Origin of the sequence: Bacillus sp. FSL K6-2819, assembly GCF_038008305.1 — a bacterium.
GTDB classification, from domain to species: domain Bacteria; phylum Bacillota; class Bacilli; order Bacillales; family Bacillaceae; genus Bacillus; species Bacillus amyloliquefaciens.
Map to the genome: position 1 here is coordinate 1,099,816 of NZ_JBBOYV010000001.1, position 22,628 is coordinate 1,122,443.

The following is a 22,628-nucleotide window of genomic DNA, read 5'->3' on the forward strand; positions in this document are numbered from 1 at the left end:
CGTGACATTACGGACCAGACTTCTCGTTAACGCGGCCGTGACGATGATATGCTTTGCCGCTGTCATCGGTTTTACGATCGTAAACATGATGAAGATTCAAGCCTCAAATGAAGATGAGGTCGAAGCGCTGTTAAGCGTTCAGGCGGCGAAAGCTGAACTCAATACATTGAAAGAAAGCATCACAAGCTATTCCTACACACTCGCCGATGCCCAGAAAGAGAGCGTTCGCACCTATATGAAAAACAGCTCCGACCGGCTGAACGCGCTACAAAAAACAATGACTGACCCGGCGGGAAAAGCCGCCTATGAAAAGCTCGCCAAAAAATATGAAACATGGCAGACGGAGGCTGCTGCGGCCCTGAATACAAAGAGTCCGGCCGAAGCGACAAGGACGGCGGCCCGCATCAACGGTCTGCTGAATGACATTTACATGCTCAATCTTGAAAGCCGCAGCCGTTATGAACAGATGCAGAAACAAACGGCCGATCAAATTCAATTTATTGTTTACAGCGCAGCGGTGTTAACAATCGTGCTCCTTGCCGTTACCGTGCTCTCATCCGTCAGGCTGACAAAGAAAATTGCCGGGCCGATCCGCCTGATGGCCGAAAACGCGCGGCAGATCGCCGGCGGAAACCTGGCTGTTGAAAAACTCGACTACAAAGGAAAAGACGAGCTGAAAGAGCTGAATGATTCATTCGGAATCATGACAGAACAGCTCCGCACCTTAATCAAGGCGATCGGAGAGGTCGGCCGCGAAGTGGAAACATTTGCAGAAGGCCTGACGAAAGAAAACCAGACACTCACGGAAATGACCGAGCAGGTGTCCGTATCAACGGAAGAAATGGCAAAGGGCTCACAAACCATTTCAGAAGACTTGCAGCATGCGGTGTTATTTATTGAAAAAATGGATGAGCACGCAAAAGCGAATGCCGAGCGCTCAAAACAGACCACTGCAAGCAGCGAGGACACCATTTCAGCGGTGGCTGCAGGCCGAAGTGCTTTGGCAGAAACAAAACAAGCGATTGACAAAAGCAATGAAACGTCAAAAGAAATCTCAAAAGCCGCTGATCTGTTCATAAAACACGCGGCAGGCATCAGTATGATGGCCCAGACCGTTTCTGACATTGCGGGTCAGACCAATCTGCTGTCATTAAATGCGGCGATCGAAGCGGCCAGAGCAGGAGAGGCCGGGAAAGGATTTGCCGTCGTTGCCGAGGAAATACGGAAGCTGGCAGACGGATCAGCCAAAGCAACCGCGCAGATTTTCGATATGGTAAAGCAAATTGAAGGCGGCATCACATCTATTACCGGCGCTGTTACGACCGGCGTCGCTTTAGGGGACAGACAGCAGGAGCTAATGGAGAAAACGTCAGAATCATTCGCCCATATCGAACAGAAAGCCGCGCACATTAAGGCGGAGCTTTCTCACTTAGACGGGCAGATCCGCGAATCGAAACAGCTTGGTGAGCAAGTGCTGCAGCATGCCGAAAGCATCAGCGCCGTCGTTCAGGAAACTGCCGCCGGAAGCGAAGAAATTTCAGCCTCAGCCTTGGAGCAGCTGTCATCCTTTAAAAACATGACACAAAGTGTCAATGCCTTGCGCAGTCTGACAGAACGGTTAAATGATCAGGTCCGCCGTTTTACATTGTAATAGGCTTTTGCCCCGCCCCTGATTTTTGCAGCCTGACATGAGTAACTTCTGAATGAAACACAAATACTGAATATACAAGTTTTTACATTTATTCTTTTTCGTGAAAGGTGAAAAAAGAAGGGAGGAATCGGGATGACTGAACAAATTCCGCATGAAAAGGGTCTTGATAATAGTCTGGCTTTATTACGCGATGGATATGTATTTGTGAAAAACAGAGCGGAGAATTATCGCTCAGATGTGTTTCGCGCCCGATTATTAGGGAAGACATTCATTTGTATGAGCGGAGCGGAAGCCGCAAAGCTTTTTTATGACACAGAACGATTTCAGCGCCAGCAAGCCCTCCCCAAACGGGTGCAGAAAACGTTATTCGGAACAGGGGCAATCCAGTCAATGGACGGTGAACGGCATAAGCACAGGAAGCTCCTATTTATGTCGCTGATGACACCTCCCCGGCAAAAACGGCTTGCGGAAGCGGTGGCAAAACAGTGGAAAGCATCTGCGGAAAAGTGGGAGGGTGCAGACCGAATTGTCCTTTTTGATGAAGCGAAAAAAGTGCTGTGCCGGGCTGCCTGTGAGTGGGCCGGCGTTCCGCTGAAAGACTCGGAAGTGAAAGAGCGGGCGGAGGATTTCACCGATATGGTAGACGCATTCGGCGCTGTCGGACCGCGTCATTGGAAAGGCAGAAGGGCGAGGCCGAAAACGGAGAAATGGGTAGAGGAGGTCATTGAGGATGTGCGGTCCGGCAAGCTGCAAACGCCGGAGGGCTCAGCCTTGTATGAAATGGCTGTTCATACAGAACTTGACGGGAGCAGGCTCGATTCTCACATGGCTGCTGTTGAGCTTATTAATGTTCTGCGCCCGATTGCCGCCATTTCTTACTTCATTGCGTTTTCAGCTCTGGCATTGCATGACCACCCTGAGTATCGGGACAAGCTGAGGTCGGGAGATGATCAGGAGGCCGAAAGATTTGTACATGAAGTTCGGCGGTATTACCCGTTCGCCCCGTTTTTAGGAGCCGTTGTGAAAAAAGATTTCGTATGGAAGAACTGTGAGTTTAAAAAGGGTGCATCCGTCATGCTTGACCTATATGGAACAAACCATGATTCCCGGCTTTGGGAGAATCCGAATGAATTCCGCCCGGAACGTTTTCAGGGACGGGAGGAAAATAAATTTGATTTCATTCCCCAGGGCGGAGGTGATCCGGCTGACGGCCACCGCTGTCCGGGTGAAGGAATGACCGTGGAAGTCATGAAAGCTTCCCTAGCGTTTCTTACTAATGAAATAGAATACGATGTTCCGCCCCAAGATTTGAGCTTCAGCCTGTCCAGAATGCCGGCATTGCCTGAAAGCGGATTTGTGATAAGTGATGTGAGACGCAAATAGAATACAAAACAGCCCTCTTCCTGAAAAAGAGGGCTGTTTTGTGATTATAGGTGATCGGGTTTTTTCGATTCCTGTTTCTTGCCTGCCTGGCGGTTTTTTTCGGCAAGCCGGTTCTTTTTCTGATTAAGGGCGTTATTATCAAGCGGTTTTTTGTCATCGTCTTTCATGCGGAAAGCCTCCCTTCTTTTCGTTAGGATGCCCGCCGGCATTGGAAATTATGGCTTCAGGAAAAAAATCGCAAGCGTCCCCGGTCCGGAATGAGCGCCGATGGCTGATCCGATTGAATGAAGAATGACCTCTTTCGGATGGAACGCTTCTTCGATCTGCTGTTTCATGCTGAGAGCGGTATCTTCGTTATCGGCATAGCTGATTCCGACAGTTTGATCCGCCCAATCGCCGCCTTCTTCCTTCATCATTTCTAGAATCCGTTTAAACAGTTTCTTCTGTCCGCGCAATTTTTCGAGCGGCACGAGTCTGCCGTCATCCACATGCAGAATCGGTTTGATGTTCAAAAGCCCGCCGACAAAAGCGGACGTTTTAGAAATCCTGCCGCCCCGCGCAAGATAAGCGACATCATCGACCGTAAATATATGTTTCATCCGGGCGCAAAAGCTCTTTACAGATGTTTCGATTTCTTGTATTGTATTTCCGTTAACACAGAGTGTCTGCGCGTACATCACGGCGAGACCGCAGCCTAAAGAAGCGCATTTGGAATCAACAATCCGTAAATCAAAATCGGGAAATTCCTCTTTGATTTCATTGGCGACCATTACGGCCGTCTGATAGGTGCCGGAAAGACCTGATGAAAAGGCGATGTAAATCGCCGGTTCTCCCAGTTCCGCGTAATGTAAAAATACTTTTTTTATCGTGTCCGGCGATGCCTGGGATGTTTTCGGAACTTTCCCATCCCGCATCGCTTGAAATATATGATCCGCCTGAATGGTGACCGTGTCCTCATATTCGTTTCCGTCAAGTGTTACGTGCAGCGGAATGAACCCGATCCGATTTTCTTCAATGAAAGATTTCGGCAGGTCAGAGGCGCTGTCAGCAATAAGGTGAACTGTCATCATAATTCCCTTCTTTCCAATTGGTGAGAGTGATGCCAACTATATCATATAAATTTGGCAAATTAGTGTTCAAAACTTTGTTTTAAGGGAAAAGCTAATAATGAAAATGAGCGGAGGAGCAAGCCATGGTACTTGAACAAGCAAAAAAATTAACAATTGTCGTCATCGGCGCGTTTCTGTATGCGGCGGGACTGAATTTATTCCTGATACCGGCGAATGTATATGCCAGCGGTTTTACCGGTGTCGCCCAGCTGCTGTCAAGCGTCGTTGATCAATACGCCCCTTTTTATATTTCGACAGGAGTTCTCATGTTCCTCTTAAACATTCCCATCGGTGTGTTAGGGTGGCTGAAAGTCGGCAGATCATTCACCGTATACAGCATATTAAGCGTAGCGCTGACGTCCGTCTTTATGGGAATTCTCCCGGAAATGAGACTGTCGCACGATATTCTCCTGAATACCGTATTCGGAGGAGTCATCTCAGCTGTCGGCATCGGTTTAACGCTGAAATTCGGCGCTTCCACAGGCGGCCTTGATATCGTGTCGATGGTGCTGGCCAAATGGAAGGATAAACCGGTCGGTACGTATTTCTTCATTTTGAACGGGATTATCATTTTGACGGCAGGATTATTGCAAGGATGGGAGAAAGCATTATATACCCTTGTCGCTCTGTATGTCACAACAAGGGTGATTGACGCCATTCACACCCGCCACATGAAACTGACCGCCATGATCGTTACGAAAAAAGCCGATGAAATCAAAGAAGCGATTTACGGAAAAATGGTTCGCGGCATTACGACGGTGCCGGCAAAGGGCGCTTACACGAACGAACAGAAAGAAATGATGATCATCGTCATCACGCGGTACGAATTGTATGATCTTGAGAAAATCGTGAAAGAGGTCGACCCGAAAGCCTTCACAAACATCGTGCAAACGACGGGGATCTTTGGTTTCTTCAGAAAAGACTGATAGGAGCGGATAGAATGAAATGGCTGTTTGGCCTGTTATTACCGGTCGTTTTACTGATCGGATGCAGCAGTCAATCCGGGCAGAAGGAGCCCGCTGAGGAGGTATCCGGAGAGATGAATGAACAGCAAGTTGAATTAGCCGTAAATCCTGTGCAGACGGATCAGCAGATCGAATTTCAAATGTCTTTAAAAAACAAAAGCGGCAGCCCGATCGATTTCACATTCAGCTCAGGGCAGAAATTCGAATTGACCGTACATGATCAACATAACAAAGAACTGTACCGCTATTCAAAAGACAGAATGTTTACTCAGGCGTTTCAGACCGTGACATTAATGCCGAATGAAACATATGACTTTTCAGATGTGTGGAAAAACGTGCCCGGCCCGGGAACATATACGGTCACGGTGACGTTTTTAGGAAAGTCCGATCAGATCGGAAAAAGGCTGAAAACGGTAAAAACATTTGAAGTGAAGTAAAAAAAAGGGCGCCCCCGTCTAAACGGGGCGCCGTTTTTTATTGCAATTTCTCCAGCTGATCCTGAAATTGGTGCAGCTGCTGACGTTCTGCATCTGTCGAATTGGCGTACGCGGAAGACACGGCATTTTTGGCGCGTGAGACAGCTTTTTCCCGGTCGCCGTCCTCGAAACCGTTAGCAATCATGACAGCCTGCTGGACGAATGACTTGGCTTGAGAAAACAGTTCGTTTCTCATTAATAAAAAACCTGTCTTTCAGCTTCGTCTTTTGCTGCCTCATGCTGTGCTTCCTCTAATGTAGACCGATATGGAAATCTTGCGTCATGAAGACTGACAGAGTCCTTGCCTTGCTGAATAAACCGTTTTGATTTGTTTCGTTTACCCATTGCAATGTCCCCCTTCCATATTTAGACGAGATGAGTCGTCTGTTTTAGTATGGGCGGAAGGCTTCTGGTTATGAGCGGGAAAACCTCATAGGGAGAAATAGGATGTTAAAAATGCGGCGATACCGTCCGCTTCATTTGAACCCGTGACACGGTCAGCCGCCTGTTTGACTTCATCCGTGCCGTTTTCCATCGCTACGCCGCAGCCGGCGAACCGGAGCATTTCAAGATCGTTGTCTTCATCGCCGAACGCGATGATCCGTTCTCTCGGCACTTGGTAATAGTCGCTGATTTTCTTCAGGCCGACCGCTTTATTCATCCCGTGTTTAATAATTTCAATCACATGCCATGGAGCTGCCCATCTTCTGTGGTCAATGACCTCGGCATGCACCTCGGATAAATGCGCGCGGATGTCCGCGACGTCCTCTTCCTTCGCGTGAATCAATACGGACGTCACATCTTCTTTGACTGTTTCGCGCAGATCGCCGAACGTGACATTCGCCATATTCATATGAAACGCCTCGATTAAATGCTCATCATGATAATGGAAGTACACATCATCGATAACTTCAGCGAGCACATTATGTATTTGATAGGTCTCTGTAAGCTCGGCCAGCTGTCTGACCACATCGACTGATAAAGACGTATGATAGCGTCCCCATGATTCGTCTTTCGGATGGTGGACAAACGCTCCGTTAAAATTAACAATCGGCGTTGTCAGCCCCAGCTCGTCATAATACATCGAACTGGAACGGAAAGGGCGCCCGGTTGAGATACAGATATGATGTCCCGCTTCTGTCAGCAATTGAATCGTCCGTGCCGTTTCGGGGGAAATGGTTTTATCATCTTTTAATAAAGTTCCATCCAGATCTAAGGCGATGAGATAAGGTTTTGTCTCCATAAATAACTCCTTTATGATTTGCTGTTTTTCTCTTATGTACAGTGTAGCTTTTTACCATCTTTATTGTCTACATGTTACACTTATGATTATGGTTATCCTAAGGAGGGAGTCAACGTGATTCTTATTGATCATCAAACCGTATCAGGCATTCCGTTTTTACATATTGTAAAAGAAGAAAATCGGGACCGTCCCGCTCCCCTTGTTTTCTTTATTCACGGTTTTACAAGCGCGAAGGAGCATAATCTTCATTTTGCTTACCTGCTTGCTGAAAAGGGCTTCAGAGCCGTGCTGCCGGAAGCTCTTTACCACGGTGAACGCGCTGAACAGCTGGCAGCGGAAGAGCTCGCCGTCCATTTTTGGGACATTGTATTAAATGAAATCACGGAGCTTGACGTGCTGAAAAAGGATTTTGAAGCGCGCGGTCTGATTGAAGACGGGCGGATCGGCCTCGCCGGCACGTCAATGGGCGGAATTACGACTTTCGGCGCGATGGCTGCGTATGATTGGGTCAAAGCCGGCGTCAGTCTGATGGGAAGCCCGAACTATACGGCGTTTTTTCAGCAGCAGATTGACCACATCCAGAAGCAGGACATCGAAATTGACGTCACAAAAGAACAGGTCGATGAACTGTTTGCGCGGCTCAAACCGTTCGATCTCAGTCTGCACCCGGAAAAACTGCGCAGCCGCCCGCTGTTGTTCTGGCACGGTGTCCAAGACAAAGTTGTTCCGTATGCACCGACCCGCGGTTTTTATGAAACGATTAAACCGCTTTACAGCAGCCGGCCTGAGCATCTTCAGTTTCTGAAAGACGAACGGGCGGATCATAAAGTCCCGCGATACGCCGTTTTAGAAACAGTCGCCTGGTTCGATAAGCATTTATAAAGCACAAAGGTGTTAACAAAAGCCGCATATACGTTATACTGAGGAAAAAGGAGTGATGGAACGTGGAAGAAGCATTAAAAGAAAACATCATGGGCGCCTTGGAGCAGGTCGTTGACCCTGAGCTCGGCGTCGATATCGTCAATCTCGGCCTCGTATACGACGTTGATATGGATGACGACGGCCTGACGCACGTCACGATGACACTGACATCAATGGGGTGCCCGCTCGCTCCGATCATCGTCGACGAGGTGAAAAAAGCGCTCGCCGACATTCCGGACGTAAAAGAGACTGAGGTTCACATTGTCTGGAACCCGCCGTGGACAAGAGACAAAATGTCACGCTACGCGAAAATCGCATTAGGGATTCAGTAATAAGAAAGACAGCTTTTTGAGTGCACCCCGGAATTTAGGATCACCCTAAAATCCGGAGGTGCTTTTCTTTTGGCTGCGGGGGTTGCTTAGGATCGCAAAACGTGTTGGAGTGCACAAAAGTTTACATAAACCATCATATATAAAATTTCATATGGGGTTTATCTTTTTTGTAATAGGCTAGTCTGTCTTGCAGAGTACCTGTGTGGAATTCAAATTTATGTCCATCAGGATCAGTAAAATAAATTGATTTTTGATCTTGCTTATCTCTGGCACGTCCATTTAATATATTTACATTTAGACTTTTTAATTTTTGATGTATTGCATCAAAATCTTTCGCCTCAATTGTAAAAGCCATATGGGTGTAGGATTTATGTATTTCATTTCTTGGAATATCCACCTCTAAGTTAAGCGCAAGCCAAAGCCCATTCAGATCAAGATATGCTGTTTTTTGTCCTTTAACCAGGAGTTGTGCATGAAATACGTTCTCATAAAATTCTATAGATTTTTCCAAATGTGAAACAGAAAAAAGAAGATGATTGATTCCTTTTATGTTCATTTTCCCACCTCATTTAAAATGGTTGTTATTCCTTATATATAACGATTATATACCGACTAAAAAACTTTTTAAGGGTTTCTGTGATTTTTATGATCACCGTTTACCGCGCTGTTTTCCGGCTGGCCTTTAAGCTGTATTAAACCTGATTCGTACTGCCTTCTTTTCGCTGCCGGGATTGTCGTTGCAGGCCGGCGTGCGAAAAAAAGACAAGGAGCTAAAAAGCCCCGAATGTTCCATCATTCGGTGTTTTGCGGTTTAAGGATAAAAAGGAAAAAAGAGGGCTTGAGTCATGATATAATAGACCGGCTGCATGCGAGGGAGGAACCTATGAAGAAAAAAATACTTTTCATTATCCTTAGCATCCTTGTTTATACGGGGCTGTTCGCTGTTTCTGCCTTCCACAAAGAACGGGAGCAGAAGACGGGAACAATGACGGATGTCAGCCGTCTCATGCCCGTGAAAATTAAGCAGACGGTCAAAGGAAAAGAGAAAGAAACATTGGTCGAAACGATTAAGGAAGCAAAGAGAAAGCATCTGAACATCTCAATCGCAGGCGCCCAGCACTCAATGGGCGGCCAGACGTATTATGAAGACGGTATCGTTCTCGACATGACGGGCTACAACAAAATACTCGGTCTCGACCGGAAGAAAAAAATCATCAGAGTGCAGGCCGGAGCGACGTGGAATGATATTCAGCGCTATGTCAATCCGTACGGGCTCGCGGTAAAGGTCATGCAGTCACAAAACATTTTCACGATCGGCGGCTCACTGAGTGCCAATGCCCACGGACGGGATATCCGGTACGGTTCGCTGATAGATACGGTCAAATCATTTCATCTTTTAAAAGCGGACGGCAAAATCATCACCGTCACCCCGAAAGATGACCTGTTTTCAGCCGTCATCGGCGGATACGGCCTGTTCGGCGTCATCCTTGACGCGGATATCGAGCTGACGGATGATGAGCTGTATGAAATGAAAACGAAGCGCATGAACGCTGATACATACAGTCAATATTTTACTCAGCATGTCCGGCGCAACCCTGCAGTGCGCATGCATCTCGCACGGATTGCAACCGGAGATAAAGGCTTTTTGCACGATATGTATGTGACTGATTACACGCTTTCAGACAATCAGAAAGAATTAAAGCAGCACAATGAGCTGAAAGAAGATGAGCATCCTGCGCTGACAAAATTCGCGCTCGGCCTCTCCCGCCGGTATGACTGGGGAAGAAATTGGCTCTGGTCGGCACAGCAGTCTTATTTTCTCAGCCAAAACGGCGTGAAAATCTCAAGGAACAATGTCATGAGGTCAGAATCGAAATTTTTGGAATATGAAAACACGGACAACACCGATGTGCTTCAAGAGTACTTTGTACCCGTCGGCGAATTTGCGCCGTACATTCATGATTTACGCGCGGCGCTGTCACATGAAGACCTCAACCTTGTAAATATTACGATCCGCTACGTGCAAAAAAATGAAAAAGCCGATCTGTCATACGCAAAGGATGACATGTTTTCGCTCGTTCTTTTAATCAATGAAGGGTTTTCAAAAGACAGTCAGGCGGATACGGCCCGCATCGTCAGAAAAATGACGGATACGGCATTGCGCCATCACGGCAGCTATTATCTGCCGTATATGCTGTACCAAACGAAGGAGCAGATGCGCGAGGCATATCCGAAAAGCGATATATTCTTTCAGAAAAAACACAAGTATGATCCGGATGACTTATTTATGAATTATTTTTATCAGAGGTACAAATCATGAAACAAAATCATTTAAAATGGCTGATCCTGTCTCAAAGCAGTGTCTTTTTTGCCGGCAGCCTGATCTTTCCGTTTTATATTTTATTTATTAAAAACATCGGCTCCAGCTACACGCAATTCGGTCTGTCATACGGCTTGTTCGGCCTGAGCGGTGCTTTGATCCATCCGCTGCTCGGCAGGCTGTCGGCAAGACTGGATCCCCGCTGGTTCCTTATGGCGAATTCATGGGGCATGGCGCTGCTTCTTCTGACGCTCCCGCATATTACCGGCGTACAACAGGTTTATGTTGTGCAAGTGCTTTTGGGCCTGTTCGGGGCCATGCAAAAACACGGCGAAAAAATCTTGATCGCCGATTATACCGACGGCGGGGAACGTGGGAAAAAAGTCGGCAGCTACCACTTCTGGACGGCTGTATTTTCAGCCGCCGCCATTATTATCGGCGGCTTTCTTGCTGATTTCTTTACGGTATATATTATTTTTTACGCCAGCTCTGTGCTGTTTTTTATAAGCGGGCTGATGATGCTGAAGAAAACAGGCTGATCCGATCAGCCTGTTTTTTTGTCTCTGAAAACAGATGGAAAAACGGGTGAAAAAATATTAAATATACAATTGAATTAATTTTTATTCATGTTATAATGTTAAATAATTTCACAAAAACCAAGAAGGTGAACCCGTTGAAAATAGGTATTATAGGCGCAACTGGTTATGGAGGCGCTGAGCTTGTCAGGATTCTTAACCATCACCCTTATGCAGATAATTGTATATTATATTCATCGAGTGACGAAGGAAAGGCATATAATGCTTCATATCCGCATCTGAGGAATATAGCGTCCCAATCACTCCAGCCGCTTCATATAGAAACCATCCGAAACGAAATTGATGTCATGTTCATAGCCGCGCCGCCCGGCGTTTCCGGAGAGTGGTCACCTAAGCTGGCGGAAGCGGGCATCCCGGTCATTGACCTTTCCGGCGATCTGCGGATTCATAACCCGGCCGTGTATGAAAAGTGGTATAAGCGGAAGGCTGCCCCTGAAGGAACGATTCAAAACGCGGTTTACGGTTTAGCGGAACTGCAAAAAGAAGAGATTCAGACTGCAAAGCTGATTGCTAATCCGGGCTGTTTTCCGACGGCTGTACTGCTCGGTCTCGCCCCGCTGGCAAAAAATAAGCTTTTACAAGATTCATTTCTGATTGTTGATGCGAAGACCGGCGTATCTGGCGCGGGCCGAAAAGCATCCATGGGCACTCATTATTCTGAGCTGAATGATAATTTCAAAATTTATAAGGTCAATGAGCATCAGCATACCCCCGAAATTGAACAGCAATTGGCGGCATGGCAGCCGGGCACAGGTCCGATTACGTTTTCCGCTCATTTGGCGCCGATGACAAGGGGGATTATGGCGACGATGTATACTGACGCCCCTCCGGGAATGTCTTCTGCACAGATAAGAGAAATGTATTGCGAATTTTACAAAGATTCATATTTTGTCAGAATCAGGCCGGAGGGTGAATACCCGGCGACAAAAGAAGTATACGGCAGCAATTTTTGCGATATCAGTGTCACTGTGGACGAAAGAACAAACCGCGCGACCATCGTTTCTGTCATAGATAATCTGATGAAAGGCGCCGCCGGGCAGGCGGTGCAAAATTTAAATATCATGAATGGCTGGCAGGAAGAAACGGGACTCACGATGACGCCAGTCTATCCATAGAACGAAAGAGGGATTCAGAATATGATTCAGCTGAGTGAGGAAATCACGAAAATAAAAGGCGGCGTATCCTCGCCGAAAGGGTTTGAGGCAAAGGGTGTCCACTGCGGGCTGCGCTATTCAAAAAAAGATCTCGGAGCGATTATCAGCGAGGCGCCGGCAGTCAGTGCAGCGGTATATACGCAGAGCCATTTTCAGGCAGCGCCGCTGAAAGTGACGCAAGACAGCTTGAAAAAAGAAGCTGTGCTTCAGGCGGTAATTGTCAACAGCGCGATTGCCAACGCCTGTACGGGAGACCAAGGCTTAAAGGACGCCTATCAAATGCGGGACAGCTTCGCAAGCCAGCTCGGTATTGAACCAGAGCTTGTGGCGGTTTCGTCAACCGGGGTGATTGGTGAGCTTTTAGACATGAAAAAAATTCAAGCGGGTATTGAACAGCTCGGTCAAGCGCCGTCATTGTCCGGAGCATTTGAAGAAGCCATTTTGACGACGGATACGGTGACGAAACAGACGTGTTATGAACTGGTGATCGGCGGAGACATCATCACGATCGGCGGAGCGGCGAAAGGCTCAGGCATGATCCACCCCAACATGGCGACAATGCTCGGCTTTGTCACAACGGACGCGGCCGTGGAAGAACAGTCGCTCAAAAACGCGCTCAGGGAGATCACGGATGTTTCATTTAATCAAATCACCGTTGACGGAGAAACATCGACGAATGATATGGTGCTCGTAATGGCGAACGGCTGCGCGGGGAATGATCGTCTGACGGAGCAGCATCCCGACTGGCCGGCTTTTAAAAAGGGGTTAAAGCTTGTGTGCGAAGACCTTGCCAAAGAAATTGCCAGAGACGGTGAAGGAGCGACGAAATTAATTGAAGCCAAAGTCGAAGGTGCGAAAAATAATCTTGAAGCGAATATTATCGCCAAAAAAATCGTCGGCTCAAGCCTTGTGAAAACCGCCGTTTACGGCACGGACGCCAATTGGGGGCGCATCATCGGCGCAATCGGGCACAGTGCGGCAAGCGTAACGGCCGAACAAGTGGAAGTTTTCCTCGGCGGACAGTGTCTGTTTAAAAACAACGAACCTCAGCCGTTTTCAGAAACCGATGCCAAGGAGTACTTATCATGTGATGAAATTACGATCGCAGTCCGCCTGAACGAAGGCTCCGGCAGCGGCCGGGCATGGGGCTGTGACTTAACCTATGATTATATCAAAATCAATGCGAGCTATCGCACATAACAAAGGAGAGCGGCATGAGGAAAACCATTGTTTTTAAGTGCGGCGGCAGCGTGATCCGCGAGTTATCCGCCGCTTTTTTTCAAAATGTAAAAGAGCTTATGCAATCGGGCTGGAACATTGCCGTCGTGCATGGGGGCGGCCCGGAAATTTCACAAATGCTGAAAACATTGCAGATAGAAACGGAATTTGTCGATGGGCAGCGGAAAACGACCAAACCGGTGCTTGAGACAGCGGAAATGGTTTTGTCAGGGTCGGTCAATAAATTTTTCGTGGCCGAACTGGCGAAAAACGGGCTGAAAGCAGCGGGAATCTCAGGAAAGGACGGCGGACTCCTTCAAGCATCCTATCTTGATCAAGATAAATACGGAGAAGTGGGCGAAATCAAAAAAACCGATCCGGCCATTATTAAAGCATTAATGAAAGAAGGCATCATTCCCGTTATCGCTCCGCTTTCCATGACAAGTGATTTCAAAACGCTGAACGTAAATGCAGACGCCGCGGCTTCGGCCGTCGCTTCCGCCTTACACGCCGATAAACTTTTATTTGTCACGGATGTCGAAGGAATTATGGACGGAGAGAACCGGCTGGATACTCTGACGCCGCAAGAGATTCAAGCCCTCATCGATGACGGCGTCATTGCGGGAGGGATGATTCCGAAGGTGAAGTCGGCATTATCGGCACTGAGTGAAGATGTGGCGGAAGTGATGATTGTGAACGGAAAAGGAGCGTTTTTCACTGATCAAGCCTTTCAAGGAACAAAAATCGTCAAGGAAAAGGAGAGCGTGTCATGAGCAGCTTATTTCAAACCTACAGCCGCTGGCCTATCGATATCAAAAAAGCGAAAGGGACAATCGCAGAGGATGAAAACGGAAAAACGTATCTGGATTTTATTCAGGGTATCGCCGTTTCCAATCTCGGCCATTGCCATGACGCGGTGACAGAAGCGGTCAAACAACAGCTTGACAGCGTATGGCACGTTTCCAATCTGTTTGAAAATGACCTTCAGGAAAAAGCCGCGGCAAAGCTTGCTGAACATAGCGCGGGGGATCTTGTTTTCTTCTGCAACAGCGGAGCCGAAGCGAATGAAGGCGCCATTAAGCTTGCCCGTAAAGCAACGGGAAAAACAAAAATCGTGACATTCCATCAATCTTTTCACGGACGGACATATGCGGGAATGGCCGCCACCGGACAAGACAAAATCAAAACCGGTTTCGGACCGATGCTTCAAGGTTTTCACTATCTGCCGTTTAATGATCCGTCGGCATTCAGCACGCTTTCAAACGAGGATGACATCGCCGCCGTCATGTTTGAGACGGTGCAGGGTGAAGGGGGAGTTCATCCCGCCGATCCGGAATTCATCAAAGCATTACAGACATTTTGCCAAGACAGAAAGGCGCTGCTTATCGCAGATGAGATTCAAACCGGAATCGGCCGGACGGGCAAGGCATTCGGCTATGAGCATTTCGGCATCTCTCCGGACATTATCACTGTTGCGAAAGGGCTTGGAAACGGTTTTCCCGTCGGAGCCGTGATCGGCAAAAAGAAGCTTGGCGAAGCCTTCACACCGGGTACGCACGGCACGACTTTCGGCGGCAATAAGCTTGCCATGGCAGCTGTGAATGCGACCTTGGACATTGTGTTTCAGCCGGACTTTCTCCAGGCTGCGGCGGACAAAGGTGCTTTTTTAAAAGCGCAGCTGAAACGTGAGCTGACAGTGCCTTTTGTAAAAAACATCCGCGGAAAAGGGTTATTAATCGGCATTGAATGCGCAGGCCCCGTTTCCGGCATCATCGGAGATCTGCAGGAACGCGGACTTCTCGTGCTTCCGGCCGGACCGAATGTCATCAGGCTGCTTCCGCCGCTTACGGTTTCTGAAGAAGAAATACTGTCGGCCGTCAGCATGCTGAAAGCAGCGATCGAAGCGAATTCCGCAGTGAAACGATAATTTTTTTGTTATCAAGGTATAAAAATTCATATTTTTAATTAATTATTCATCAAGAGGTGGGCTTTAGATGAAAGGCTATTTAGTATTGGAAGACGGAACATCATTCGGCGGTGAACTTGAAAAAGAGGCATGCTGCGTTGGCGAAGCGGTTTTTTTCACCGGAATGACGGGCTACCAGGAAGTGCTTACAGACCCGTCATATAAGGGCCAGATCATCGTTTTTACGTATCCGCTGATCGGAAACTACGGAATTAATGAAAAAGATCTTGAAAGTAAGATCCCTCAAGTCAAGGCTGTTGTCGTGTATGAAGCGTGTGAACATTTTTCTCACCATGAAGCAGTCTCAAGCCTGAGAGAGTATTTAAATAAATGGAACATCCCGCTCTTAACCGAAGTGGACACACGGGCCGTCGTCAAAACCATCCGCTCCGGCGGCACGATGAACGCTGCCGTATCAACAACAGGAGAGGTTCCGGCGGCATGCGGAACAGAAAACCCGGCTGAGCTGGCGCAGGCCGAAGAGATCACCTCAATGGGGGACGGAGAACGGCATATTGCGCTGATTGATTTCGGTTTTAAAAAATCAATCGCTTCGTCGCTTGTCAAGCGCGGCTGTAAAGTAACGGTCATTCCGTATCACCAGATGAACGCCGTTTATGACATTCAGCCTGACGGAATCGTGCTTTCAAACGGGCCTGGGGACCCGAAAGCGATTGCTCCGTACATGACCCGGATTAAGGCTTTACTGAATGCTTTCCCCGCACTCGGCATTTGTCTCGGACATCAGCTGATTGCTCTCGCTTTCGGAGGGAATACGTATAAGCTGCCGTTCGGTCACAGGGGTGCCAACCATCCCGTCATTGACCGGAAAACGAAACGGGTGTTTATGACAAGCCAGAACCACAGCTATGTCGTCGATGAATCATCAATTGACGAAAATGAGCTGTCGATCAGGTTCCATCATGTCAATGACACATCAGTGGAAGGGCTCATTCACAAACGCCTTCCCGTATTAAGCGTTCAGTTCCACCCTGAAGCTCATCCCGGACCGGCTGAGAGCGAGTGGATATTTGATGAATTTCTAGAGAAAGTGATACCAGCAAGGAGAGAAATCGCTCATGCCTAAAGATACAACCATTTCCAGCATATTGGTCATCGGCTCCGGCCCGATCATCATCGGCCAGGCGGCTGAATTCGATTATTCAGGAACACAGGGCTGCATGGCTCTGAAAGAAGAAGGATACCGTGTTATTCTCGTCAACAACAACCCGGCAACGATTATGACGGATGAGGCGTTTGCTGATGAAATTTATTTTGAACCGCTTACACCCGAAAGCATCGAGGCCATTATTGAAAAAGAAAAACCGGACGGTCTGCTTGCCAATTTAGGAGGTCAGACCGCGCTGAATTTAGCCGTTAAGCTTGAAGAAGCAGGCGTGCTGAAGAAGCATCACGTCAAGCTTTTAGGAACATCGGTGGAAACCATTCAAAAAGGCGAAGACCGGGAGCAGTTCCGCGCCCTGATGAAAGAGCTTGACCAGCCCGTTCCGGAAAGCGAAATCGTCGACAACGAAGAAGACGCCCTCCGCTTCGCTGAGTCTATCGGGTTTCCGGTCATTCTAAGACCGGCGTATACGTTAGGCGGAAAGGGAGGCGGAATCGCGAAAACGAAAGAAGCGTTTCAGACGCTGATTAAACAGGCGCTGTTAGCAAGCCCGATCAGCCAATGCCTCGTCGAAAAAAGCATCGCCGGTTTTAAAGAAATCGAATACGAGGTCATGCGCGACAAAAATCATACATGCATTACCGTCTGCAACATGGAAAACATCGATCCCGTCGGCGTGCATACAGGAGACTCTATCGTCGTTGCACCGTCCCAGACGTTAACCGATGAGGAATATCAGATGCTTCGTTCGGCAAGCCTGGCGATTATTTCGGCGCTGGATGTGGTCGGCGGCTGCAACATTCAATTTGCGCTGGATCCGTTCAGCAAACAGTACTATGTCATTGAAGTGAACCCGCGTGTCAGCCGCTCATCAGCCCTCGCGTCAAAAGCGACCGGCTATCCGATTGCCAAAATGGCGGCGAAACTTGCCGTCGGCTATACGCTTGATGAACTGAAAAATCCGCTGACAGGCTCTACCTATGCAAGCTTTGAACCGGCGCTTGATTATGTCATCGTCAAATTCCCGCGCTGGCCGTTTGATAAATTTAAATATGCCGACCGCACGCTCGGAACGAAGATGAAAGCCACGGGAGAGGTCATGGCGATCGAAAGAAATATGGAAGCGGCCATTCAAAAAGCGGCGGCCTCCCTTGAGCTGAAAACGATCGGCACCCGCCTGCCTGAACTCGGCGGCTGTACGCTCAATCAGCTGCGGGAATTAGCGGTAACGCCGGATGACCGGAGATTCTTCGTCGTCATGGAACTGTTAAGCCGCGGTGTAACAATAGAAGACATTCATGCCGAAACGAAAATTGACCCGTTTTTTCTCCATGTGTTCCGGAATATCATCACATTGGAAAACAAGCTGATGGAAGAAGGAGATAACCTGTCTGTCCCGCTTTTAAAACAGGCGAAGGTAAAGGGCTTCACGGACGTCATGATCGCATCTCTTACGGGAAAAACGGAAGAAGACATCCGCGCTCTCAGAAAGAAATCGGGCATCGTCCCGTCGTTTAAAATCGTAGATACATGCGCCGCTGAATTTGATGCCAAGACGAATTATTTCTACTCCACCTATCTCGGGGAAAGCGACGGAGATATCAGCCGAAAAGAGAAAAAACGCGCGCTTATCATCGGCTCAGGCCCGATCCGCATCGGGCAGGGAGTGGAATTTGATTACAGTGCCGTTCACGGCGTCCTGACCCTGCAAAAGCTCGGATATGAAACGATTATGATCAATAACAATCCGGAAACAGTAAGCACGGATTACGAAATTGCCGACCGGCTCTATTTTGAACCGCTGACGACAGAGCATATTTTAAACGTGGCGGAACATGAAAACATTGATTTTGCCATCGTCCAGTTTGGGGGACAGACCGCTATCAATGCTGCTGAACCGCTGGAAAAAGCGGGCATTCCGCTGCTCGGAACATCCTTTGAAACCCTTGATGCGCTGGAGGATCGGGATCTGTTTTATAAACTGCTTGATGATCTGGATCTGAAACATGCCAAAGGGGAAACAGCTTATACGAAAGAAGAAGCCGCGGAAAAAGCAAGCCGTATCGGCTATCCCGTGCTGATCCGTCCGTCTTATGTCATCGGAGGGATGGGCATGATAATCGTTGAGTCAGAAGCGCAAATTTCAGAACTGCTTGAAAACGAAGCGGGCATGCCGTACCCGATTTTGATCGACCAGTACATTACAGGAAAAGAAGTGGAGATCGATCTGATTTCTGACGGACATGAAGTATTTGTGCCGACCTGCACAGAGCATATCGAACGGGCAGGCGTCCATTCAGGCGACAGTTTTGCGATTCTTCCGGGGCCTTCTGTCACCCCTGAAATGCAGCGGGAGTTAAAAGAGGCTGCCGAAAAAATTGCGGTAAAACTGGCATTCAAAGGCATCATGAACATCCAGTTTGTAATTGATGAAAAGGGAGATATTCTCGTTCTTGAAGTGAATCCGCGGGCAAGCCGAACGGTTCCTGTAGTGTCTAAGGTTATGGGAGTCCCGATGATTCCGCTTGCCGCCAGACTGCTGGCCGGAGCTTCCCTTAAAGAAATCAAGCCCGTGATACAAAATCAGCACGGAACGGCAGTGAAATTCCCGGTATTTTCTTCTCACGCCATTCAGGACGTGGACGTAAAGCCCGGCCCGGAAATGAAGTCGACCGGAGAAGGCATGTGTGTCGCGTTTGACGCAGAAAGCGCCCTGAAAAAAATCTATGCGCACGTCTGGGAGAAAAAAGGCAGCGTCTATCTGGAAGGCGGAGATGAAAAACTGGCACAGCAGACCCAAGAAGCGGGATTCACCGTATGCCAAGACTCTTTTCAGGCTTGGGCAGACCGAAGGGATAAAGCGGTTCATATCAATTTCAATCACTCAGAAGAAGCGCGCAAACAGCGGATAGAAGCCATGACGCACGGTGTGACGGTCTTTACTGAACTGGAAACCGTCAAAGCATTTTTGGCAAGCGGCTCCGGCACACCTCAGCCTGTATCGCTCAAAGATCTTTATCAAAAGGAAGTGGAATCATGCACACAGTAAAAGCGGAACACACATTAACCCATTTGTACGGCAAAGATTTTCTTTCCTTAAAAGATGTCAGCCCGTCAGACATCAACGCGCTTCTTACAGAAGCTTCATTGTTAAAACAACATCCGATACAGCCGATTTTCCAAGGGAAAACATTGGCGATGATTTTTGAAAAATCTTCGACCCGCACGCGTGTGTCATTTGAAGCGGGAATGGCCCAGCTCGGCGGAACCGGACTTTTTCTTTCAAGCAGTGACCTGCAGCTTGGCCGGGGAGAGACGGTCGCAGATACGGCGAAGGTGCTGTCCGGATTCGTTGATGCCATTATGATCCGCACCTTCGCGCATGAAAAAGTCGAAGAGCTTGCCGAGCATGCAGACATTCCCGTCATAAACGGGCTGACCGACCGGTACCATCCGTGTCAGGCTCTCGCGGATCTGTTGACGATACAAGAAATAAAAGGAAAGCTGAAAGGAGTAAAAGTCGCCTATATCGGTGACGGAAATAATGTGGCGCATTCACTCATGATCGGCTGCGCAAAAATGGGCTGTGACGTTGCGGTTGCTTCGCCGAAAGGCTATGAAGTTGAGGAAGAGGCGGTAAATGCCGCGAAAGAAGCCGCGGCTGTTTCCGGAACGAAGATCACCCTGACCGATAATCCGCAGGAAGCGGTGCGGGATGCCGACGTGATTTACTCCGACGTCTTCACGAGCATGGGGCAGGAGGAAGAGACGCAGCAGCGGCTGAGCGTGTTTGCCCCTTATCAAGTCAACGCCTCACTCGTCAGTCTCGCCAAACCTGACTATACATTTTTGCATTGCCTGCCCGCGCATCGGGAGGAAGAGGTCACGTCCGACATTATCGACGGTCCGAATTCGGCGGTATTCCAGCAGGCGGAAAACCGGCTTCACGCGCAAAAAGCGCTCCTGAAAGCTCTTCTTTACAAACAGGATTAACAAAAAAGCCGCTGAACCTCATTCAGCGGCTTTTTAATATTTTCCTCCATACAAGCGCATACTACATGAAAAAGAAAAAGGAGGAAATGACATGGGACAGCAGCATCAATTCCGCCCGGGACAAAAAGCGCCGAATAACGGTGTGTACGTTGAAATCGGCGAAACGGGAAGCATGGTCAAAAATCCGCAAAAAATCAAGCTCACAACGGGAGAAATGTTTCCCGAGACTTCAAATCACAACAGACTGTGGACGTATCAGCGAAAACCGTGAATACAAAAAAACCTGCTGAAAAGCAGGTTTTTTAGTTCTTTTATGAATGCTGGCTTGCATCCTGTTTGACAGGCATGATCTCCGCAAGAACAAAGACAAGCACCGCAATAACCACTGCAATAACGGATGATTGCTTGAAATTGTATGCCGCGCTGTTCATGGAGGCGATCAAATAACAGGCCATATGTGATAAAAGGAACGTCCAAATAAAACTGATAATAAACCGCACGTTTCCACCTCGTCCTTCATTTTATTCTACGTTGTATCATACCATACATAAAGCGCGGGCGGAAGGTCATTTTCGCATCAAAAAGCGCGCCCGGAGCTGACTTTCTCCCGCAAGTTCGGCTGTCTGATGGAAAATACGGTCCCCGCACTTGGTATAATAGCCAAAACATAGAAGCAAATAGGGGTTTAACTGATCCGTTTTCATTCGTCTTACATATGATAGTCAATAGAGAGACTAGGAGTAAAAGGAGGCGGAAAGGCATGGGGATAACGGAAGGATTTTTCCAACTCGGATCTGAGCTGAACGTCATCCATCTGCCGTATCGGCCGAACGGCTTCTGTATCTTTATTCTTGGAGACAGAACTCACTTTGTCAGCGGGGATTCAAGCTTTTGGCTCGAACATGAAGGGAGAAACCAGCTGTTAAATACGCTGCGTGACAGAGGTTATACGATCTTCAACAGCAATTTATACGGAAGGCACTGGGGATCGGAAAAAGCCGCCGCTTACGCCAGGCAGCTGATTCATTATGTGCTGAAACAAGAAACCCTCAATCCGAAGATACACTTGCTCGCAGAAGGCATGGGCGCCCTCATCGCCGATCAATTGCTGCGATCTTCGCCCGAGCATATCCGTTCAGCCGCAATGTTAGATCCTTGTCTTGATCTTCAAGCCCATTTCGAATCAGAGAAAGAAAATAAGTTTTTTTATAAACAGTTTCTGAGAGAAACGGCTCAAAGCTTCGGTGTTTCTGAAAAAGAGGCAAGCTCACTGAACTATCAGACCATCACCGGATGCAGCACCTGCGCGCCGGTACATATATGGCAAAGAACGACCGGAGCGCCGTACCCGTATACCCTGCATGCGAACGTATATAAAGAAGCCCGGGAAAAGACCGGAAGTAAGACCGCTATCACGTATCACCTGCTTGAGAATCCAGCGCGGATGTACAGAGCCATCTGCCGGTTTTTCCGCAGTCATGAAAAAGACCTGTAATGAATAGAATACAAAAGCCATCTCTTTTCAGAGGGCTGTTTTGCTTGTTTGAATGAAAAACCGGAAAGGCGGCAGATGTGATGAAGACAGCGCTGATCATTGGAGCAGATGAATTTCTAGGCCTTTCATTATGCGAACGGATGATGGATGAGGGTGTGCATGTTGATGTCATTTTGGATGAACCGGAGGACAAAACGAGGCAGCTGTATTTAGAAGAACGTTTAATGTGGCTCGGGAGAAACGGGCTTTTTCAAATAATAGATGAAATCGGCGAAAAGGAATACGATCGAATCTGTGTTCAATATGGGAGCGGGTGTCTGCCTGAAGACAGGAAGGAGCCTTTATATTGGATTGTTTACAGTGAGGATCACGAAGACTGGGAAAAAAACGGTCAGCGGGACACGGCTAAAGCGATTATCCTTCCGCCTCTTTACGGCCCGTGGACGGAAGCGAAAGAAAACGGCGAAAACAGGGTCTTTTTAGAAGACGCGGTCTGCGGTCTGATGAATAAGCTTGAAACTGACGGCACAGAGGATGAAAATCAGATTATTACCCTGGAAATAAAAGAAAAAACGCAAAAAACGGAAGCGGAAAAGAAAATTCAAGAGTGGAAAAGACAATTTTCATCAATATTCGACAATTTTTAAGAAATACCTTCCATGTTATGTGCATTACCGCTA

At 48.0% G+C, this 22,628-nt stretch carries 25 protein-coding genes; 18 read left to right on the plus strand and 7 right to left on the minus strand.

Features of this window, described 5'->3' with window-relative positions; all coding sequences use genetic code 11:
• Window position 1 precedes the first annotated feature (1 nt).
• Both MHH91_RS05720 and MHH91_RS05725 read left to right on the plus strand, forming a co-directional pair.
• Window positions 2–1,651 (plus strand): methyl-accepting chemotaxis protein, encoded by a 1,650-nt coding sequence (locus tag MHH91_RS05720; protein WP_038462709.1) that lies wholly within the window; start codon window positions 2–4, stop codon window positions 1,649–1,651.
• Between the two features lie 132 nt (window positions 1,652–1,783).
• Window positions 1,784–3,034, plus strand: coding sequence for a cytochrome P450 (locus MHH91_RS05725; RefSeq protein ID WP_014470020.1), 1,251 nt, complete (start codon window positions 1,784–1,786; stop codon window positions 3,032–3,034).
• Between the two features lie 44 nt (window positions 3,035–3,078).
• Here MHH91_RS05725 and MHH91_RS05730 read toward each other — a convergent pair whose 3' ends face one another.
• Window positions 3,079–3,201 carry a hypothetical protein gene (locus MHH91_RS05730; protein ID WP_014470021.1) on the minus strand — a complete coding sequence of 41 codons (123 nt, stop codon included), beginning with the start codon at window positions 3,199–3,201 and terminating at the stop codon, window positions 3,079–3,081.
• Window positions 3,202–3,249: 48 nt separating this feature from the next.
• Window positions 3,250–4,101 carry a DegV family protein gene (locus MHH91_RS05735; protein ID WP_014470022.1) on the minus strand — a complete coding sequence of 284 codons (852 nt, stop codon included), beginning with the start codon at window positions 4,099–4,101 and terminating at the stop codon, window positions 3,250–3,252.
• A gap of 125 nt (window positions 4,102–4,226) precedes the next feature.
• On the opposite strand from MHH91_RS05735, the gene MHH91_RS05740 reads away from it, so the two are divergent.
• On the plus strand, window positions 4,227–5,069 hold the full coding sequence (locus MHH91_RS05740; protein WP_013351793.1) for a YitT family protein: 843 nt from the start codon (window positions 4,227–4,229) through the stop codon (window positions 5,067–5,069).
• A gap of 14 nt (window positions 5,070–5,083) precedes the next feature.
• Complete coding sequence (locus tag MHH91_RS05745; protein ID WP_013351794.1) at window positions 5,084–5,545, plus strand: BsuPI-related putative proteinase inhibitor; 462 nt, start codon at window positions 5,084–5,086, stop codon at window positions 5,543–5,545.
• A 37-nt stretch (window positions 5,546–5,582) separates the two neighbouring features.
• On the opposite strand, the gene MHH91_RS05750 is transcribed toward MHH91_RS05745, so the two are convergent.
• The 3 genes from MHH91_RS05750 to MHH91_RS05760 all read right to left on the minus strand — a co-directional run bounded on the left by MHH91_RS05750 (window position 5,583) and on the right by MHH91_RS05760 (window position 6,827).
• Complete coding sequence (locus MHH91_RS05750; protein WP_013351795.1) at window positions 5,583–5,780, minus strand: DUF3813 domain-containing protein; 198 nt, start codon at window positions 5,778–5,780, stop codon at window positions 5,583–5,585.
• Window positions 5,780–5,929 (minus strand): hypothetical protein, encoded by a 150-nt coding sequence (locus MHH91_RS05755; protein ID WP_013351796.1) that lies wholly within the window; start codon window positions 5,927–5,929, stop codon window positions 5,780–5,782. Before MHH91_RS05755 ends, MHH91_RS05750 begins: the two co-directional genes overlap by 1 nt.
• Before the next feature lie 85 nt (window positions 5,930–6,014).
• Entirely contained in the window at window positions 6,015–6,827 is an 813-nt protein-coding gene (locus MHH91_RS05760) for a Cof-type HAD-IIB family hydrolase (protein ID WP_013351797.1), read from the minus strand.
• Between the two features lie 114 nt (window positions 6,828–6,941).
• Between MHH91_RS05760 and MHH91_RS05765 the strand changes: the two genes are divergently transcribed.
• Together MHH91_RS05765 and MHH91_RS05770 are read left to right on the plus strand one after the other, a co-directional pair.
• Window positions 6,942–7,709 (plus strand): prolyl oligopeptidase family serine peptidase, encoded by a 768-nt coding sequence (locus tag MHH91_RS05765; RefSeq protein ID WP_013351798.1) that lies wholly within the window; start codon window positions 6,942–6,944, stop codon window positions 7,707–7,709.
• A gap of 62 nt (window positions 7,710–7,771) precedes the next feature.
• Window positions 7,772–8,080: a metal-sulfur cluster assembly factor gene (locus tag MHH91_RS05770; protein WP_003155088.1), complete on the plus strand. Its 309-nt coding sequence runs from the start codon at window positions 7,772–7,774 to the stop codon at window positions 8,078–8,080.
• A 133-nt stretch (window positions 8,081–8,213) separates the two neighbouring features.
• Here the strand turns inward: MHH91_RS05770 and fosB are convergent, their stop codons facing one another.
• A complete protein-coding gene (gene fosB / locus MHH91_RS05775; RefSeq protein ID WP_013351799.1) occupies window positions 8,214–8,636 on the minus strand; it encodes a metallothiol transferase FosB in 423 nt (140 codons plus the stop codon).
• A 327-nt stretch (window positions 8,637–8,963) separates the two neighbouring features.
• Here fosB and MHH91_RS05780 point away from each other — a divergent pair, with 327 nt between their 5' ends.
• The 10 genes from MHH91_RS05780 to MHH91_RS05825 all read left to right on the plus strand — a co-directional run bounded on the left by MHH91_RS05780 (window position 8,964) and on the right by MHH91_RS05825 (window position 20,724).
• Window positions 8,964–10,400, plus strand: a complete 1,437-nt coding sequence (locus tag MHH91_RS05780) for an FAD-binding oxidoreductase (protein ID WP_013351800.1) — start codon at window positions 8,964–8,966, stop codon at window positions 10,398–10,400.
• Complete coding sequence (locus MHH91_RS05785) at window positions 10,397–10,939, plus strand: MFS transporter (RefSeq protein ID WP_013351801.1); 543 nt, start codon at window positions 10,397–10,399, stop codon at window positions 10,937–10,939. Before MHH91_RS05780 ends, MHH91_RS05785 begins: the two co-directional genes overlap by 4 nt.
• Window positions 10,940–11,073: 134 nt before the next feature.
• Window positions 11,074–12,111, plus strand: a complete 1,038-nt coding sequence (gene argC / locus MHH91_RS05790; RefSeq protein ID WP_014470618.1) for an N-acetyl-gamma-glutamyl-phosphate reductase — start codon at window positions 11,074–11,076, stop codon at window positions 12,109–12,111.
• A 21-nt stretch (window positions 12,112–12,132) separates the two neighbouring features.
• Window positions 12,133–13,350: a bifunctional ornithine acetyltransferase/N-acetylglutamate synthase gene (gene argJ / locus MHH91_RS05795; RefSeq protein WP_013351803.1), complete on the plus strand. Its 1,218-nt coding sequence runs from the start codon at window positions 12,133–12,135 to the stop codon at window positions 13,348–13,350.
• A gap of 14 nt (window positions 13,351–13,364) precedes the next feature.
• Entirely contained in the window at window positions 13,365–14,141 is a 777-nt protein-coding gene (gene argB / locus MHH91_RS05800) for an acetylglutamate kinase (protein ID WP_013351804.1), read from the plus strand.
• Complete coding sequence (locus MHH91_RS05805; protein WP_013351805.1) at window positions 14,138–15,295, plus strand: acetylornithine transaminase; 1,158 nt, start codon at window positions 14,138–14,140, stop codon at window positions 15,293–15,295. The genes argB and MHH91_RS05805 overlap by 4 nt, the downstream gene beginning before the upstream one ends.
• A 67-nt stretch (window positions 15,296–15,362) precedes the next feature.
• Window positions 15,363–16,421, plus strand: a complete 1,059-nt coding sequence (locus MHH91_RS05810; RefSeq protein WP_013351806.1) for a carbamoyl phosphate synthase small subunit — start codon at window positions 15,363–15,365, stop codon at window positions 16,419–16,421.
• Window positions 16,414–19,509: a carbamoyl phosphate synthase large subunit gene (locus MHH91_RS05815; RefSeq protein WP_013351807.1), complete on the plus strand. Its 3,096-nt coding sequence runs from the start codon at window positions 16,414–16,416 to the stop codon at window positions 19,507–19,509. The genes MHH91_RS05810 and MHH91_RS05815 overlap by 8 nt, the downstream gene beginning before the upstream one ends.
• On the plus strand, window positions 19,497–20,453 hold the full coding sequence (argF, locus tag MHH91_RS05820) for an ornithine carbamoyltransferase (protein ID WP_013351808.1): 957 nt from the start codon (window positions 19,497–19,499) through the stop codon (window positions 20,451–20,453). The genes MHH91_RS05815 and argF overlap by 13 nt, the downstream gene beginning before the upstream one ends.
• A 91-nt stretch (window positions 20,454–20,544) precedes the next feature.
• Window positions 20,545–20,724 (plus strand): YjzC family protein, encoded by a 180-nt coding sequence (locus tag MHH91_RS05825; protein WP_013351809.1) that lies wholly within the window; start codon window positions 20,545–20,547, stop codon window positions 20,722–20,724.
• 40 nt (window positions 20,725–20,764) lie between these two features.
• Here the strand turns inward: MHH91_RS05825 and MHH91_RS05830 are convergent, their stop codons facing one another.
• Window positions 20,765–20,953: a YjzD family protein gene (locus tag MHH91_RS05830; RefSeq protein ID WP_013351810.1), complete on the minus strand. Its 189-nt coding sequence runs from the start codon at window positions 20,951–20,953 to the stop codon at window positions 20,765–20,767.
• A 260-nt stretch (window positions 20,954–21,213) separates the two neighbouring features.
• On the opposite strand from MHH91_RS05830, the gene MHH91_RS05835 reads away from it, so the two are divergent.
• Both MHH91_RS05835 and MHH91_RS05840 read left to right on the plus strand, forming a co-directional pair.
• A complete protein-coding gene (locus tag MHH91_RS05835; RefSeq protein ID WP_014471691.1) occupies window positions 21,214–21,948 on the plus strand; it encodes a hypothetical protein in 735 nt (244 codons plus the stop codon).
• 80 nt (window positions 21,949–22,028) lie between these two features.
• The gene (locus MHH91_RS05840) at window positions 22,029–22,595 is read left to right on the plus strand and encodes a hypothetical protein (protein WP_013351812.1); all 567 of its coding nucleotides are present in this window, start codon (window positions 22,029–22,031) and stop codon (window positions 22,593–22,595) included.
• Window positions 22,596–22,628: the final 33 nt, after the last annotated feature.